The organism is Aquisphaera insulae (genome assembly GCF_011064615.1).
Lineage (GTDB): Bacteria > Planctomycetota > Planctomycetia > Isosphaerales > Isosphaeraceae > Aquisphaera > Aquisphaera insulae.
The window spans coordinates 45,804-61,890 of record NZ_JAALJH010000047.1 but is presented as its reverse complement, the minus strand read 5'-3'; the positions used below and the strand labels follow the sequence as shown (position 1 = coordinate 61,890).

12 protein-coding genes are annotated in these 16,087 nt (G+C 71.1%); 5 read left to right on the top strand and 7 right to left on the bottom strand.

The window, feature by feature from the left end:
- Positions 1–53: 53 nt before the first annotated feature.
- Positions 54–479, top strand: coding sequence for an OsmC family protein (locus G6O54_RS22515; RefSeq protein WP_165228278.1), 426 nt, complete (start codon positions 54–56; stop codon positions 477–479).
- Here G6O54_RS22515 and G6O54_RS22510 read toward each other — a convergent pair.
- The 5 genes from G6O54_RS22510 to G6O54_RS22490 form a co-directional block, all read right to left on the bottom strand.
- On the bottom strand, positions 451–4,107 hold the full coding sequence (locus tag G6O54_RS22510; protein ID WP_165228276.1) for a serine/threonine-protein kinase: 3,657 nt from the start codon (positions 4,105–4,107) through the stop codon (positions 451–453). The genes G6O54_RS22515 and G6O54_RS22510 overlap by 29 nt on opposite strands.
- The gene (locus G6O54_RS22505; protein WP_165228274.1) at positions 4,104–4,748 is read right to left on the bottom strand and encodes a sigma-70 family RNA polymerase sigma factor; all 645 of its coding nucleotides are present in this window, start codon (positions 4,746–4,748) and stop codon (positions 4,104–4,106) included. Before G6O54_RS22505 ends, G6O54_RS22510 begins: the two co-directional genes overlap by 4 nt.
- Positions 4,749–4,838: 90 nt before the next feature.
- Positions 4,839–6,359 carry a threonine ammonia-lyase, biosynthetic gene (gene ilvA / locus G6O54_RS22500; protein WP_165228272.1) on the bottom strand — a complete coding sequence of 507 codons (1,521 nt, stop codon included), beginning with the start codon at positions 6,357–6,359 and terminating at the stop codon, positions 4,839–4,841.
- 278 nt (positions 6,360–6,637) lie between these two features.
- A complete protein-coding gene (locus tag G6O54_RS22495; RefSeq protein WP_165228270.1) occupies positions 6,638–6,883 on the bottom strand; it encodes a hypothetical protein in 246 nt (81 codons plus the stop codon).
- 71 nt (positions 6,884–6,954) lie between these two features.
- Complete coding sequence (locus tag G6O54_RS22490; protein ID WP_165228268.1) at positions 6,955–9,150, bottom strand: DUF2961 domain-containing protein; 2,196 nt, start codon at positions 9,148–9,150, stop codon at positions 6,955–6,957.
- A gap of 112 nt (positions 9,151–9,262) precedes the next feature.
- Here G6O54_RS22490 and G6O54_RS22485 point away from each other — a divergent pair, with 112 nt between their 5' ends.
- On the top strand, positions 9,263–10,429 hold the full coding sequence (locus tag G6O54_RS22485; RefSeq protein ID WP_250847028.1) for a DUF1559 family PulG-like putative transporter: 1,167 nt from the start codon (positions 9,263–9,265) through the stop codon (positions 10,427–10,429).
- Here G6O54_RS22485 and G6O54_RS22480 read toward each other — a convergent pair.
- Both G6O54_RS22480 and G6O54_RS22475 read right to left on the bottom strand, forming a co-directional pair.
- Positions 10,380–11,540 (bottom strand): iron-containing alcohol dehydrogenase, encoded by a 1,161-nt coding sequence (locus G6O54_RS22480; RefSeq protein ID WP_165228266.1) that lies wholly within the window; start codon positions 11,538–11,540, stop codon positions 10,380–10,382. The genes G6O54_RS22485 and G6O54_RS22480 overlap by 50 nt on opposite strands.
- The gene (locus G6O54_RS22475; protein ID WP_165228264.1) at positions 11,537–11,842 is read right to left on the bottom strand and encodes a putative quinol monooxygenase; all 306 of its coding nucleotides are present in this window, start codon (positions 11,840–11,842) and stop codon (positions 11,537–11,539) included. Before G6O54_RS22475 ends, G6O54_RS22480 begins: the two co-directional genes overlap by 4 nt.
- A 172-nt stretch (positions 11,843–12,014) precedes the next feature.
- Here G6O54_RS22475 and G6O54_RS22470 point away from each other — a divergent pair, with 172 nt between their 5' ends.
- The 3 genes from G6O54_RS22470 to G6O54_RS22460 all read left to right on the top strand — a co-directional run bounded on the left by G6O54_RS22470 (position 12,015) and on the right by G6O54_RS22460 (position 16,004).
- Positions 12,015–13,784 (top strand): ATP-binding protein, encoded by a 1,770-nt coding sequence (locus G6O54_RS22470; RefSeq protein WP_165228262.1) that lies wholly within the window; start codon positions 12,015–12,017, stop codon positions 13,782–13,784.
- Positions 13,781–14,920, top strand: coding sequence for a PP2C family protein-serine/threonine phosphatase (locus G6O54_RS22465; protein WP_165228260.1), 1,140 nt, complete (start codon positions 13,781–13,783; stop codon positions 14,918–14,920). The genes G6O54_RS22470 and G6O54_RS22465 overlap by 4 nt, the downstream gene beginning before the upstream one ends.
- A gap of 235 nt (positions 14,921–15,155) precedes the next feature.
- Positions 15,156–16,004 carry a TIGR02452 family protein gene (locus tag G6O54_RS22460; RefSeq protein WP_165228258.1) on the top strand — a complete coding sequence of 283 codons (849 nt, stop codon included), beginning with the start codon at positions 15,156–15,158 and terminating at the stop codon, positions 16,002–16,004.
- The last annotated feature ends 83 nt before the right edge of the window (positions 16,005–16,087 follow it).

The following is a 16,087-nucleotide window of genomic DNA, read 5'->3' as shown; positions in this document are numbered from 1 at the left end:
CCGTCGGGCCCGATCGAATGGGCGGACATGCATCACTCCGAGGAGAAGCGGCAATGAAGACCTACGGATCGGCCGTCTGGCAAGGCGGGCTGAAGGACGGCAAAGGCGCCATCTCGACCCGCAGCGGAGCGCTGAGCGAATATCCTTACGGCTTCGCCGCCCGGTTCGAGGGCAAGCCCGGCACCAACCCGGAAGAGCTGATCGGCGCCGCGCACGCCGGCTGCTTCACCATGGCGCTGTCCCTGATCCTGGGCGAGGCCGGCCTCACCGCCGAGCGGATGGAGACGAAGGCCGACGTCACCCTGGAGAAGCAGGGCGACGGCTTCGCGATCACGGCCGTCCACCTGACCCTGAAGGCGAAGATCCCCGGCGCCGATCAGGCGAAGTTCGAGGAGCTCACGGGCAAGGCCAAGGCCGGCTGCCCGGTCTCGAAGCTCCTGAAGGCGGAGATCACCCTGGACGCGACGCTGGAGGCGTGAGCCGCGGGGGGGGCGTCGAGGGCCCCGGGGCCTCCGGTGGGCCGGGGCGATCCCAGGCCAGGCCGAGCTTCGTCAGGCCGTCGCGGAGCTCGCCCAGGTCCCAGACGTCCACGTCCGTGGAGGTGCCGGCGACGGCCAGGATCCGGTCGGAGGCGAAGGCCAGGTCCCGGAGCGTCCCGTCCCACGTCGTGAGGCTGAGGAGCGTCGCCAGGGTCGCGGAATCATGGAGCGTCACGCGATGGTCGTGGGCGACGGCCAGGAGTCGGCCGTCGAGGCTCACGGCCAGGGCCCTGACCTTGCCCTCGGTCGAGGCGGGGGCGCGCGCCGTCGGGGTCAGGTCGGGGAGCGACAGGGCGGCGACCGAGCCGTCCTCGAGCCCGGCGAAGAGGAGTCGGCCGCCGGGATCGGCCGCGAGGTAGGAGATCGTCCCGCCCGCCGGGCAAGTCTTCGCCTCATCGCCCCCGCGATCCGAATCCGGGTTCAGGAGGATCACCCGGTCGCCGGCGTGGGCCACCAGGCCGCGGGGGCGGTCGAGGTAGACGATGGACTCGATGATGGAGCCCGATCCGGTCCGGAGATGCCGGGAGGGGAGGCCCGTCGCGAGGTCCCAGACGGTGACGTCCCCCCTCATGTCTCCGGTCGCGAGCCGTCCGCCGGCCGGGTCGAACGTGACGGCATAGCAGATGTGGGGGCTGGCCATCCGGGCCCGAATCGCGCCGGTGCGCGCGTCCCTGACGACGATCGACGGGTCGCCGGGGCCGTGGTGGATGGCCGTCGCCAGGAGCGTGCCGTCGGGGTTGTAGGCCATCGCGGTCACGGCCTCGCCGTCGCTGGCGTCGTGGAGGAGCGACGTGCGGGCCGAGGCGAGGTCCCAGGTCCGGAGCTCTGAGTAGCCCGCCGTCGCGAGCCGCCCGGTGCGCGGATGCGCGGCCACGGATCCGATCTCCTTCTCGCCGCCGGCCAGCCACCAGCGGACGGAATGGCGGCCCGCGATCGCATGGAGGGCAACCTCGCCGGAGTTGCCCAGGTTGAGGGCGAGATGATCCCCAGCGGGCGACCACTTCACCTGGAAGACCGGGCTGGAGAGGCCCGGGAGCGTGACGACGACCCGCCCCGAGCGTGCCTCCCAGACCCGGGCGGTGTAGTCCAGGCTCCCCGAGGCGATCCATTCGCCGTCCGGGCTGAAGGCCGCGTCGAAGACCCGCTCCCGGTGGCCGCGGAGCGAGCCGACCTGGGCCCGCTTCGCCACGTCCCAGAGGAGGACGGCGCGATCGGCGAGGCCGAGGAGCATGGAGTCGTCCGGGCTGAAAGAGAAGCGGTTCGCCCCCGCCCGGGGGCCGAGCACGTCCCGGGCCTTCCCCTCGCCGACGGGGTCGAACACGAGGAGGTCACCGTCGGCCCGGGCGATCCGCGTGCCGTCGCGGCTCAGGCCGGCGTGGCAGTCGCCGCGGAACTCGGCGAGTGCGGAGCCGCTCGCCAGGTCGTGGACCGTGGTGACGTCGTCGCCGATCCAGTGGATCGCGATCCGCCGCCCGTCGCCGCTGAGTGCGAGGCGGTTCGGCCGGCCCCCGCCCCGCGTGATGGGGGCGAGGGGCGTCACCTTCCCCCGGGCGTCCAGGAAGATCACGCCGCGGCCCGTGGCGCCCACGACGAAGCCCCGGCCGTCGGGGAGGCAGGCGATCGGATCGGCGACGGGGGCGCCCTCGCCCGGCTCCGGGCCGGACGAGGACTGCAGGTGGCGCCGGCCCGGCACGTCCCAGAGGTCGAAGCGGCCCTTGCTGTCGGCCGTGAGGAGGGTGCGGCCCTCGGAGCTGAAGGCCAGCATGCCGCCGGCCTCGGGGCGGAAGGCGATGCTCGCGGCGAGCGAGAAGTCGGGCGTCGCCAGGGTGGCCGCCGCCTCGGTACGCAGCTCCGCCGGGTCGCGCCGCGGGGTCGACATGGCGGCGAGCCGGGCCAGGCTCGCCAGGGCCTCGGCCCGCCAGCCGGGCTGATGGCCGGCGCGGAGGGCCCGGATCTCGCTGACCATGGCGCGGTATGTCTCCGCCTGGGCTTCGGCGCGGGCGTGCTCGGCCTCGGTGCGGGCGAGGAGCTCGGCCTCGGCCTTCCGGTTCGCCTCCACCCGCGCCGATCGCTCCGCGGCGGCGAGACTCCGCTCGCGGTCGGCCTGGCGGGCGAACCGGCCGGCGACGACCAGCGAGCCGGCCGTGGTGGCCGCCAGCACGGCCGTGAGCGCCGCGCCGAGGATCGCGATCACCGGATTCCGCCGGGCCCACCGCGCGTATCGCTCCGTCGGCGAGGCTCGCCGCGCCCGGATCGGCTCGTCGTCGAGGAACCGGCGGAGGTCCTCGCCCATCGCCTCGGCCGTCTCGTACCGCCTCGCGGGCTCCTTCTCGATGGCTTTCAGGACGATCGTCTCGATGTCCCGCGGGATCCGGCCGTCCAGGGTGCGAGGTCGCGCCGGCTCCTCGTCCCGGACCCGATCGAGGAACCGCGGCCGATCGCTCGAATCGTAGGCCGGTTCGAGCGTCAGCAGCTCATAGAGGGTCAGCCCCAGCGCGTAGACGTCGGACCGGGGATCGGCCTCGCCGCGGAACCGCTCCGGCGCCATGTAGCGGAGCGTGCCCAGGACGTCGCCGGTCTGCGTCAGGCCGTCCTCCTCGGACTTGGCGAGGCCGAAGTCGGCGATCCAGACGACGCCGGCGGCGTCGAGCAGCAGGTTCGACGGCTTGATGTCGCGGTGGATGACGCCGCGGGCGTGGGCATAGGCGAGGCCGGCGGCGGCCTGGCGGCCGATCTGGGCCACGCCGCGGAAGTACGGCTGCCCGCGCCCCTGCGAATCGACCGAGGAGAGGGCCGCGGCGCCCGGGAGCATGGCGGAACCGATCGGTTCATCGGCCCGGGGATCGAGGGGGAGCCGGTCAGCGGACCATCCGCTCGGCGCCTCCTCGGTGGCCGCGTACGGGTCGCTCGCGGCGGCCCCGGGGGGCGGCGTGTCCAGGTGGCCGGCCAGCAGCGACCCGGCCAGTCCCCCGCTCGCCCGGGCCCTGGTGACGCCCGCCCCGGGCGCCGGCACGGCACGGCCGCAAAGGCGCCTCAGGTCGTCGATGACCTGGTCGAGCCCCTGGCCCTGGATGAATTGCATCGCAAAATAGGCGACGTCCCCCTCCTGCCCGACCTCGAAGACGGGGACGATGTTGGTGTGGTGCAGCCGGGCCGCGGCCTTGGCTTCGCGGCGGAACCGCTCCAGCGCCCTGGGGGCGCCCGACACGTGCCGCGGGAGGACCTTCAGGGCCACGCGGCGGCCGAGCGAGACCTGCTCGGCCTCGTAGACCACCCCCATCCCGCCCCGGCCGACGACGCGGATCAGCCGGTAGTCGCCGATCCGGCTCGAGCCCTCCGGGGTGATCGGGAGCCGCGATACGCCCGGCTCCGGCTCCGGGTCGATCGACAGGTCCTGCTCGATCATCAGCAGGGCCGGCAGCAGGTTGCGGATCTGCCCGGCCAGATCGGGATGGCGGTCGGCGAGGTCGTCGATGCTCGGCCGCTCGCCGGCCCGGTAGCGGGCCAGGAACTCCTCGGCCACCCGCTCGAAGGGATCGCGGTCGCGATCGGGCTCTTGCCCGTTCATGTCCCACCTTCCGAGCCGGTGCCGCGGATCTCCGCCAGGATCTCCTTCAGGCGGGTCAGCGCCCGCGTGTAGCGCTTGCTCGCGGCCGACTGCTCCAGGCCCAGGGCCGCGGCGGCGTCGCTGTTGGTCATCTGCTCGTAGTGGCGGATGACCAGGATCTCGCGGTCCAGCGGGTCCATGCGGTTGAGGGCCTCCTGGAGGCGGACCTTCCGCTCGGTCCGCAAGGCGGCCTCGAAGGGGTTGGTGAGCTTGCCGAGCAGTCGCGCGGCGAGCGCCCCGGTGCTGGCGCCGGGCATCGCCCCGCGGTAGATGGAGACCTCGCGGCCGACGTCGCGCCCCGGGGCGCCGAGATGGCGGCGGTGCTGCTCCTGCACCCGCTGGCCCACCAGGAAACGGAGCCAGATGTAGAACGGCACCGCCGGGTCGCGGATGAACTCGTCGAGCCGCCGCATCGCGTCGAGGTAGCCCTCCTGGATCACGTCCGAGGCGTCCACGCGGCCGCGGAGCCTCGGATCGAGCCGCATCGCCACCATCCGCCGGAGCCGCGGCCGGTAGTGGTCGAGCAGCTCGACGATCGCCTCGCGATCCCCCGCGGCGGCGCGGGCGACGAGGTCCGGGACCTGGCCTGGGGATGGTGACATGCCATCCACGATACGCGTGAGTACTGCGGGCTTCAATCAATGGAGACGGGACGCGCCGCGATTTTCGCCCGATTCGCCGCGCTTGCCTAATTACCGCAGGAAGAGCCGGTACACCGGGTTCTCGGTCTCGTCGACGCACGGGTAGGCGAGGGTGTCGAGGAAGGCGCGGAAGTCGGCCTTCTCGTCGGGGGGGACCTGGATGCCGACGAGGATCCGGCCGTAGTCGGCGCCCTGGTTGCGATAGTGGAAGAGGCTGATGTTCCAGTCCGGCGGCATGCTCGAGAGGAACCGCATCAGGGCCCCCGGGCGCTCGGGGAACTCGAATCGGTAGAGGCGCTCATCGCGGGCGAGGGCGCTGCGGCCGCCGACCATGTAGCGGACGTGCTCCTTGGAGAGCTCGTCGCCCACGAGGTCCACCGCGGCGAACCGGTGGTCGGCGAAGGCCCGGAGGATCTCCGCGGCCTCGGCGCGGTTGCTCGTGGCCAGGCCGACGAAGACGTGGGCCTGCCGCTCGTCGGAGATCCGGTAGCTGAACTCCGTGACGCTGCGGTCGCCGAGGATCTCGCAGAGTCGGCGGAAGCTGCCGCGTTCCTCCGGGATCGTGACCGCGAAGAGGGCCTCCCGCTCCTCGCCCACCTCGGCCCGCTCGGCGACGAACCGCAGGCGGTCGAAGTTCATGTTCGCCCCGCAGGTGATCGCGACGAGCGCCCGGTCCTCCAGCCGATGCGTCGCCGCGTACTGCTTGAGCCCGGCCACGCCCATCGCCCCGGCCGGCTCCATGACGCTCCGCGTGTCCTCGAAGACGTCCTTGATCGCGGCGCAGACGGCGTCCGTGTCCACGACGACGAAGTCATCGACGAGGGCCCGCGTGAGGCGGAACGTCTCCTCGCCCACGAGCTTGACGGCCGTCCCGTCCGAGAACAGCCCGACCTCGTCGAGCGGCACTCGCTCGCCGGCCTTGACCGAGCGGACCATGGCGTCCGAGTCCGTCATCTGGACGCCGATGACCTTGATTTCAGGCCGCACGGCCTTGATGTAGGCGGCCACGCCGGAGATCAGCCCGCCGCCGCCGATGGCGACGAAGACGGCATGGATCGGCCCCTGGTGCTGGCGGAGGATCTCCATGCCGACGGTCCCCTGCCCCGCGATCACGGCCGGGTCGTCGAATGGATGGACGAACGTGTATCCGTGGATCGCCTGGAGTTCGGCCGCGTGCCGGTGGGCGTCCGAGTAGCTGTCCCCGTGCAGGACCACCTCGCCGCCGAGCGAGCGCACGGCGTCCGACTTGAGCCGCGGCGTCGTCAGCGGCATGACCACCACCGCGCGACAGCCGAGCCGCCGGGCGCCCAGCGCCACGCCCTGTGCGTGGTTCCCCGCCGAGGCGCAGATGACCCCGCTGGCCCGCTGCTCGTCCGAGAGCCCGGCCATCTTGTTGTACGCCCCGCGGAGCTTGAAGCTGAAGACGGGCTGCGTGTCCTCACGCTTCAGCCAGACCCGGTTCCCGAGCCGTGCCGAGAGCCTGGCGGCCCGCTCCAGGGGAGACTCGATCGCGACATCATAGACGCGGGCGGTCAGGATGCGGCGGAGATAGTCGGAGAGCCAGTCTTCCATGAGTCGCCCCGTGGATAGGATCTTGCCGGCTCATCCGGCGGGAATGTCGATCGCGTGAGTATGAAATGCACAAACGATAATATCAACGTGTCTTGTAGGGTGTGTCAAGCGAAGCGCAGACGCACCGAACCGCTTGGGTATGGGGGAAGAGCCGGGAATCCGAGGGCCACGAGCCCTGTGCGAGACGGGGCCTGCGCCATACTCGGGGCCGAGCCGATCCGGTGCGTCTGCGCTTCGCTTGACACACCCTACAAGTGTTGGACGCATCCTGTCGTGGTTCAGCCAGGGTGCCCTCGCCTCGCCCGGAAGTCCCGGTCGAATTCCTCGATCGATCGGACCCTGCCCGCATCGGCGTCGGCCAAACCCTGGCGAATCGAGGCCAGCACCTCCGAACGTTCTTCTTCGGTCAGGTTCTCGTATTCCCAGAGTTTCAGGACTTCATCGAGACGCACAGGTCCGCCCCCTTCAGCGAGCCTGGCGTCGAGGAAATCGCGAAAAGCCATCGAGTCGTTGATTCGTTCCATGCTTTCGTTTCTCCCCATTCCGTGCCTGTACCTCGAGCCTATCACAGGGCGTCAGTTCCGTCACGCCGCTGTCAGAAGGCTCTCTCAGCCCTCGCGTAGCACCACGCCTCATACCGGATCTCGCTCCACGCCCGGGCCGCCATCGGCCGGCCGGGGAAGAGCGGCCGGTTCACGGGCCTGAAGCGGACCCGCACGCGGATGGCCTTGCGGCCCCGAGTCGCGGAGATGGGCAGCAGGATCTCATCCTCGCGGAGGCGTCGATTGGAGGTCTGGACGATGTGCTGCGGGCCGTCGAGCTCCCCCTTCGGGTTCGAGTAGACGCAGGTGTTCGAGCCGGCCAGATACCACGTGCCGGCCGGCTGCCAGGCGGGCTCGCCCGGCGCGTCCGCGTCCGCGACATCCAGTTCGGCCCGCTGGTCGGGGAAGGCGTAATCGAGGCGGCGGCGGAGCATCACGCCCGAATTCGACGGGGCGAGCTTGAGGGTGAACTCGGAGGTCCCCGTCGTCGACCGGCCGCGTTCGCGTTGCGCGGGGTAGATCTCCCTGCCGTGCAGGTGGTCCACGCCCCGCTCGAACCGCGAGACGATCTCGTACGGGGCCGAGGCGTCGGGCGAGCGGTAGCCGTGGGCGCGCTCGGACTCGGGATCGCCGACGGCGAGGCTATCGGTGCGGATGAGCGTCGCGCCGGGGCGGCCGTACCAGTAGGTCAGGGTCTCGTAGTGCTCGGTCGATTCGTTCGTGCCGCCGTGCTCGAGGGTGATCCTTGCGTTCTTGCCGAATGGCATCAGGTCGGAGAGGAGGAAGCGATAGGCGGATTCGATGAGGTCCTCCGGGTCCCTCGCGTGGGCCGCGTCGATCGCGCCGACGGGGTGGCCGGCGAAGGGCAAGGTCATGTTCCGGCCGCCCCAGTAGTCGCCGCCGCCGCCCCACTCCTCGGTGCCGGTCCCCTGGGCCTGGGGGGATTCGCCGTCGTCGAAGTAGAACCGCGGGTCCCCCTCCAGCGTGGTCAGGACGGCGCGGTGCGAGAAGACGAACGAGGTCCCGACGAGGTGCCCCGACCAGTCGCCGCCCCCTTCCGCCCGCGTCGTGTCCAGGAGCATCAGGTCGCGGCCGGGCTCGGGCGTGGGGTGGTCGCGGTACGTCGCGTGGAAGTGAGCGAGGTGATCGGCGGGGTCGGCGAGGCCCGACCAGCGCACGGACCAGCGCACGTCGTCCACCGGATCCGTGCCGCCGATCAGCTCGACGCGAGCCGAGCGGAAGAAGGGCATGGGGAGGACGCACGCGAGGTTCACGCGGTCGGCGTCGAACCGGACGGAGACCGGGAAGGCCCTCACGAGGTACTCGCGGCCGTCGCGGTTGTAGAGCGTCCCGGCGCCGAAGAAGAGCGCGACGGGAGCGTCGACGGACGGCTCCGCGCGATCGTCCCAGGTGATCCGCAGCCGCGATCGGCCGAGCGCGAGGGCCTGGGCTCGCGGGGCGCTGAGCGTGACCGCGCGGATCATCGCCGGGCCGGCGGGGAGGCCGCTCAAGGGGGCGGCGTCGCCGGGCCTGAGGCTCGCGACCCCCGATGCCTCCGCGCCGCCGGCCCTCGGCGCGAGCTCGTCGGCGGATCGCCGCAGCAGCTCCAGGACGTCCGCGGCCGGCGGCGTGGCGAAGTCCCACGAGCGGATCGGCGCGGAGAGCCTCTGCCCGGGGAGGAACCGCTGGAAGATGTAGTAGCCGGTGCCGTAGTGCGTCCGGCCGTAGGCCAGGCGATAGGTCTCCTCGAAGGGGATCGGGACCCACGACAGGTCCGCGCCCTTCGTCGTGGACCAGGTGAAGGCCAGCGGCTCCGGGAAGAGGTCGGCGGGGAGGAACGTGGCCTTGGGGTCGGGATGGAGCGGGTCGGCCGTGCTCGATTCGCGGACGATCCGGCGGACGCCGTCGACCTCGTGGGCCCACGGGCTGCCGTGCCAGTGGTTGAACCGCGTGAAGCAGATCAGCCCCGGCCCGGCCAGGTCCAGGGTCACATTGGCGTCGTCCGCCTCCTGGTAGAGGAAATGGCCGGCGTCGGCCCCCTCGTTCCCGCCCGTCCGGTCGTAGGTGCTGCGCATGTATGTCCGCACGCCCGTCCGCAGGAGCGGCCAGCGCTCCCACTGGCGGACGGCGTCGAGGCCGACGGGGAGTACGGGTGGTTCGTCGGCGCCGACGTCGGGCAGGGCGATGAGCATCACGACGACACCACCGGTGATCGCGGCGACACGAAAGCTGGCATGTTTGTTAGACAACCGTCAGAGTCTCCGTTGTTCCTCGGTGTTCGGGGGGGTATCATCGTGCCCCGGGGACGCGGGTGGATGCCGCCACCATGTTCGACTGGCCGACCATCGGGGGTACGATGCCATGGCGAGAGTCAAGGGCGCGAAGGCGCCCGAACGATCCGGATTCACGCTGATCGAGCTCCTGGTCGTCGTCGTCGTGATCGCCATCCTCGTCGCGTTGCTGGTGCCGGCGGTCCAGTTGGCCCGCGAGGCGGCCCGGCGGGCCCAGTGCCTGGGCAACCTCAAGCAGATGGCCCTGGCCGTCTCGCAGTACCACGACGCCAATCAGAAGCTGCCGATGGGCGAGATGCCCGGGGATTTCTCCGCGCACGTCGCCATCCTCCCGTATCTCGAACAGCATACCATCTACGACTCGATCAACTTCATCGTGCTGACGAAGTCGGAGGGGTTCGGCTCCGGTGACAAGGATCCGACGTGGATGGACGCCATCTCCGTGACGGCCGGCCAGACGCGCATCGGCCTGTATGTGTGTCCGTCCGAGATCCACGTCGATTCCCCGGACCCGGTCTGGCTCCGCGGGCAGCCCTCGTACTGGGCGACGAACTACGCCTGGAATTCGGGGACGTGGTGGCTCCGGACGCGTTCCTGGGACGGCCTCTTCGGGCGGTCGTACCGGATGAGCAAGAAGGTTGTCGCACCCCCCGATCCTCCGCTCGGCGCGATCGGGATCGAATCGTGCCTCGACGGGTCCAGCCAGACGCTCTTGCTTTCCGAGGTCGCGAACGGCCCCATCAATCCCGCGGCCCCTCGGACGCGCGTCTCGGAATGCTTCAGGGCGGCCATCGGCCCCGACACGACCGCCGATCAGGCCATGGCGATGTGCGACGCGGTGTCGTGGCCGACGAGCCCGATCCCCTGGGACATGTGGCGATTCAAGGGCTATCCCTGGTTGAACGGCTCCCTCTGGCGGAACTGGTTCAACACCATGCGAGGCCCGAACCAGACCTGCTGCGTCGACGATGCCTTCACGGAGATCAACGATCAGCACTGGTGGTTCATGATCAAGCCGGCATCTTCGTACCACCCGCAGGTGGTCAACGCGGCGTTCCTGGACGGCAGCGTCCGTTCGATCAAGGAATCGGTGAGCCGGGCGACCTGGATGTGGCCCTCAGCACGCGGGCCGGCGGCGAGGTGGTCTCCGCCGAGTCCTACTGAGCCCGGGCCGTGCCCCGCGGGCATCACATCGCCGCCTCGAGGATCGCTCGCAGCTCATCGGCCGGCAGCTTGATCGGGTTCCCCTGCATGCTGCTGGCCCGCTCGGCGGCGGGGATGATGGCCGGGAAGTCGGATGACTTCAGGCCGGCGGCGCCGAGCGGGGGGATCGCGAACCGCTCGCCGACGCGGCGGGCCCAGGCGGCGGCGTCCTCGGGCCGCGCGGACGGGTCGGCGGTGAGGATCCGCGCGACCTCGGCGTAGCGGTCGAGCGTGCGAGAGGCCTCGGGAGATCCGGACTCTTGCAGGGCGCGGACGTTGGCCTCGCAGACGAACGGCAGGAGGCGGGCGCAGATCGCGCCGTGGGCGTGGCCGGTGACCCCGCCGAGGACTCCGGCGAAGCCGTGCACGGCGCCGAGCTTCGCGTTGGCGAGCGCCATGCCGCTGAAGGTGGCCGCGACGCTCATCGCGTCGCGCGCGGCCCGGTTCGCGCCGTCCTCGAAGGCGGGGACGATGGCCCCGGCGGCCAGCCGCAGGCCCTCGCGGCAGACGCCGTCGGTCATCGGGCTGGCGGCGTGGCTGACGAACGCCTCGATCAGTTGCGTGACCGCGTCCATGCCCGTGTACGCCGTGATCGCGGGCGGCAGCTCGTCGGTGAGCGCCGGATCGACGACCGCCGCGCGGGGGAGCAGATGATAGCTCCGCAGGCTGACCTTGACGTGCTTGCCGGCGACGTCGAGCACGGCGTTGCGGGTGACCTCGGCGCCGGTGCCGGACGTGGTCGGGATGGCGATCGACGGCAGCGCGGGATTGGCCAGCGGCAGGCCCCGGCCGACGACTTCCAGATAGTCCAGCACCTCACCGGGGTTCGCGAGCATCCCGGCGACGGCCTTGCCCAGGTCGATCACGCTGCCGCCGCCCAGCGAAACGACATGGTCGCAGCCGGATCGCCGGGCCAGGGCCGAGGCCTCGTCCACCATGGTCGTGGTCGGCTCGCCGGCGACGCGGTAGCGGGCGCTCGGGATGCCGGCCGCGTCGAGCGCGGTGGCCATGGCGTCGCCGCCCCGGCCGGACTTGCCCAGGACCAGGAGGGCACGCCGGCCCAGGCCGCGGGCCAGGTCGGGGACCTCGCGGATCGCGCCGCGGCCGAAGAGGACGCGCCCGGCGGTGGCGAACTCGAATTTCAAGGCGTGCCGTCCTGGGGGAAGAGCTTGCTGTACTTCAGTCCGGTCCGGGGCGCGGCCATCATCGGCGCGACGGTCGCGGCCCAGCGCTTGTAATGGTCGGTCTGCTTGTGGGCGGCGGGGGCGTCCTCCGTCGTGTAGATCTCCACGAGGACGAATTTCGTGGGGTCGTCCTGCTGCTGGAGGACGTCGAACCGGGCGATCCCCGGCTCCATCAGGCTGTTCCGCGAGTTGTCCGCCGAGGCGACCTTGAAGGCGTCGACGTGCTCGGGCTTCACCTCGATCTGGACGTGGACGATCAGCATCTGGCGTCCTCCTGCGGGCGGCGGGCCAATTCGTTGATGTCAGGTTACGGCAAGGGCCGCGGCCCTTTCAAGCGCCCGCCAGGACGATCCCGCCATTGCGGCGAGGGGGCCGATCCTGGAACAATGATCGGGGACGTTCGGTCGGTTGGCCATGCGGGATCAGGGCGCGTTCGTGGGCAAATCGAACCCGGAAAAGAAGCGGATCGCGGCGAACGAGGGCCCGGCGCACGCCGCCGAGGCGAGCGGCCCCGCCGCCCCCCTGCCCGGCCTGGTCCCGCAGCTCTGGCAGTTCCGCCTCCAGTACCGCGACGGCCGGGAGGACGACAAGGTCCTCCGCGCGGCCACGAAGCTGGCCATGGACCTCTTCGGGGCGGCCGAGGGCGCCGTGGTCGTGGGCGAGCCGGGGCCCGTCGGGATCCGGCTCCAGGCGACGATCCCGGAGGGCTCGGCCTGGGACCGGACGATGCTCTCCGACTTCCTCCGCGGCCGGAAGGTTCGCATCCCCCCCGAGCTGATGCTGGCGCGGATCCGCCGCAAGGGGCGGATGTGGGGGATCCTCGCCGTCCGCGACACGCGCAGGGAGTTCAACTGGGACGCGCGCCAGGGCTTCTCGATGCTCGGCTCGGTCGCCAACGAGATCATCGACGGCATCGACCGCGAGCGGATCCGCGAGGTCCGTGCCCGGGTCGACCGGAAGATCCTCGAACAGAGCCTCCCCAAGCATCTCTCCTACGAGCTGCTCCACGGGATCCGCTCGTTGACCGGCTATGACCACTCGGCCGCGCTCCTGATCCACGACGGCGAATCCGGCTCGCTGGAGATCGTCGCCGAGCAGATCGCCTGGCAGAAGGCGAAGGGGCGTAACGTCGGCCGCAAGCTGCCGCTGCCGCCGCCCCTCCGCGAGGTGCTCGACCGCCCGTACGTCTGCGGCTTCGACCGCAACGGCAAGGGCTGGATCAACTGGACGGGGACCGACACGGCCGGCCTGGCCGACCTGCTGGACTACGACGAGGACGCCCACGGCTCCCGCGCCGGCGGCCCGGACGTGCCGGCGGTCCCGGCGGAGGGGGCCATCCTCTGCGCCTCGCTCGCGACCAAGGGGGGGCTGCTCGGCATCCTCAAGATCGCCTCGGTCCACCCGGGGGCCTTCTGCGCGTACGAGGTCGACCTGATCTCGCAGTTCCTGCCCCAGGCGGCCGTCGCCCTCCAGAACGCGCAGCGGGCGGAGCTGCTGGAGCAGCGGGTGCTGATCGCGGAGCGGAAGCACGCGATGGCGGAGCTGGCCCGGGGCGTCTCGCACGACGTCAACAACGCGCTGGGCGCGGTGCTGCCGATGGTCCAGCAGCTCGTGGCGGAGCTCGACGAGGGGGACTTCGACGCCCCGACCGCCGCCGAGGACCTCCGCCGCGTCGAGCGGTCGATCCAGGTCTGCAAGCGGATCTTCGGGGCGATGGTCCACTTCGCCCGGGGCACGGCGCGCAACCCCTCCGCGATCGTCCTGAACCATGCGGTGGACGGGGCGCTCGCGATCTTCCGCGAGGGCCTGGTCCGTCGCGGGGTGGGCCTGACGGTGGACGTCCCGGCGGACCTGCCGCCGCTGCTGGCGGTGCAGGCGGACGTCGAGCAGCTCTTCATCAACCTGCTGAGCAACGCCCGCGACGCCACCGGGCCGGGGCAGAACGTCTCGATCCGGGCGCGATTCGGCGGCGGCGCGATCGAGGTGGTCGTCGAGGACGACGGCTGCGGCATGCCCGCGGAGCACCTGGCCCGGGTGAAGGAGCCGTTCTTCACCACCAAGGCGAACGGCCACGGCCTGGGCCTGGCCATCTGCCGGTCGATCATGGCGGAGCTCCGCGGCCAGTTCCACATCGACAGCTCCCCCGGCGCCGGGACGCGCGTCCGGGCGGTCTTCCCGATCTCGCAAGAGGAGTCCGCTCCATGAATCCCGAGCCCGCCGGCAAGGCCCGGATCCTCGTCGTCGACGACGAGCCGAACATCCTCCACGCGGTGTCGCGGATCCTCGGCAAGAAGCACGTCGTCGAGTGCGTCGGCAGCGGCGAGCGCGGGCTCGAGGCCGCTGAGACGTTCCGCCCCGACCTGGCCATCGTCGACATCTGGCTCCCCGCGATGAACGGCTTCGAGGTCACCCGGGCCCTCAAGGCGATCCGCCCCGACGTGGACGTCATCATCATGACGGGCGACACGGAGGAGCCCGACGAGACCCTGATCCGGGCGATCGACGAGGGGGCGTTCTACTTCATCCAGAAGCCCTTCAATCGCCGGGTGCTGCTGACCCTGGTGGCCCGCTGCCTGGAGCTCCGCGCCCTCCGCCGCGACCGCGAGCGATTCCTGGCGAGGGTGGCCCGCGAGCTCGACCAGGCCCGCGAGTTCCAGCAGAGCCTGCTGCCGCCGAAGCGGGCGAAGCTCCCCGGCCTGTCCGTCGCCGCCCGCTATCTGGGCTGCCACGAGCTGGCCGGCGACTTCTACGACTACGTTCCGCTCGGGGTCGGCGCGGCCGTCCTGATCGCCGACGTGGTGGGACATGGCACCTCCGCCGCGATGATGACCGCCGTGGTCAAGGCGGCCTTTCGCGCCGCGCACGCGGAGGACTACGAGCCCTCCGCCGTGATCGACCGCCTGAAGGAGAGCGTCCGCGACTTCGACCCGGCGCGGTTCGTCACCCTCTGCTGCGGCCGCGTCGACCCGGCGCGGGGCGAGTTCCGCTACGTCAACGCCGGCCACCCCGAGCCGATCCTGCTCGGCCCCGGCGGCGGCGAGCCGGTCCTCCTGGATTCGACCGGCCCGATCCTCTCGTCCGTCTTCATGGACGTCCCCTACGAGCAGAGGTCCCACCCGCTGGCCCCCGGCGACGCCATCTTCCTCTACACCGACGGCGTGACCGAGGCCCGCGGCCCCGCCGGCATGTACGGCCGCGACCGGATCGTCTCTCACCTGCAAGCCGGCCGCCGCGGCGACGAGCTCCTCGACGGCCTCCTCGCCGACCTCGCCGCGTTCACCGGCTCCCCCACCGGGCAGGACGACATCACGATGCTGGCGGTGGAGGTGGAAGGCTCTTGAACGGCTCTGTTGGCGCGTTGTTCGCTCGGAGGGGCGTCGCCGAGCCTCCCGGCTGGTAGGGAGGATCATGTTTCTTGCGGGTCAAAGCCTCGGCGTGTCGGCTTCGGCGAGCGGTCTCCGGGAAACCGTCGCGTCGGAGCGAACCCTCCATGCCCCCTCGGTGTCTGTCAGGCTTGGGCCGGCGTCGGGGACGATCCCGGTCCGATTTCCAGGCGATGCGTTGCCGCGGGGACACATGAAACGATCGACACGGGCGGAACTGGCGAGGGAGACGGTCGAGATCGTTGAGCGAGGTTCCTACCGCTCGGCTTCCGGCCGACTCGTCGACATCGCCCATCCTGTCCGCGACTGCCTCGAAGCCACCCGCTATTACCCACCCGAGGAGCTCGAGCGGCTTCGAGGGGACCTCCTGGGCCATCCGGGCAACGATCATCCCACGGTCATCGAAGTGGTCAATGAAACGACCCTTTCCGGCATCGCGCGCGTGCTCTCACACGGGCGAGGGCCGGTCGCGGTCCTGAACTTCGCCTCGGCAAAGAACCCCGGGGGGGGCTTTCTCAACGGCAGCCATGCCCAGGAGGAATCTCTGGCCCGAAGCTCGGCCTTGCACGCATCTCAGATGCGGGCCTGGGAATTCTATGAGCGCCATCGAGCATCATCCTCCCCGCTGTATTCCGATGCGATGATCCTCTCGCCCGGCTGCCCGATCTTTCGAGACGATGACGGCAAGCTCCTCGACGAGCCCCGAATGGCGGCTTTCATCACGAGCGCGGCCCCGAACGCCGGAGCCGCCGCCGACAACCGGCCCGCGGAGTTGCCGTCCGTACCGGGCGTGTTCCGCAGGCGCTCGGAGTATGTGCTCACCCTGGCAGCCTCTCAAGGTTACAGGCAACTGGTACTGGGCGCTTGGGGTTGCGGCGTCTTCCGCAACGATCCCGGCGTCGTGGCCGAGTCCTTCGCCGCTCACCTCAGGCAGGGCCGTTGGTCGGGCCGGTTCGATCGCGTCGTCTTCTCGGTTCTGGACACGTCACCTTCTCAATCGACGCTGTCGGCCTTCCGGCGAGCGTCGAGTCGCGGCGAGTAGGCCGATCGAACCGTTGGTAGGATCGCCGTCGCGGCGTCGGCCTCCTGACGGGAACGGCCGCGGGTACGGCACCGGGACCGGAA

Coding starts and splice junctions, on each gene's coding strand:
- G6O54_RS22515 (WP_165228278.1), top strand. CDS start 54: ATGAAGACCTACGGATCGGCCGTCTGGCAAGGCGGGCTGAAGGACGGC.
- G6O54_RS22510 (WP_165228276.1), bottom strand. CDS start 4,107: ATGAACGGGCAAGAGCCCGATCGCGACCGCGATCCCTTCGAGCGGGTG.
- G6O54_RS22505 (WP_165228274.1), bottom strand. CDS start 4,748: ATGTCACCATCCCCAGGCCAGGTCCCGGACCTCGTCGCCCGCGCCGCC.
- ilvA (WP_165228272.1), bottom strand. CDS start 6,359: ATGGAAGACTGGCTCTCCGACTATCTCCGCCGCATCCTGACCGCCCGC.
- G6O54_RS22495 (WP_165228270.1), bottom strand. CDS start 6,883: ATGGAACGAATCAACGACTCGATGGCTTTTCGCGATTTCCTCGACGCC.
- G6O54_RS22485 (WP_250847028.1), top strand. CDS start 9,263: ATGGCGAGAGTCAAGGGCGCGAAGGCGCCCGAACGATCCGGATTCACG.
- G6O54_RS22475 (WP_165228264.1), bottom strand. CDS start 11,842: ATGCTGATCGTCCACGTCCAGATCGAGGTGAAGCCCGAGCACGTCGAC.
- G6O54_RS22465 (WP_165228260.1), top strand. CDS start 13,781: ATGAATCCCGAGCCCGCCGGCAAGGCCCGGATCCTCGTCGTCGACGAC.
- G6O54_RS22460 (WP_165228258.1), top strand. CDS start 15,156: ATGAAACGATCGACACGGGCGGAACTGGCGAGGGAGACGGTCGAGATC.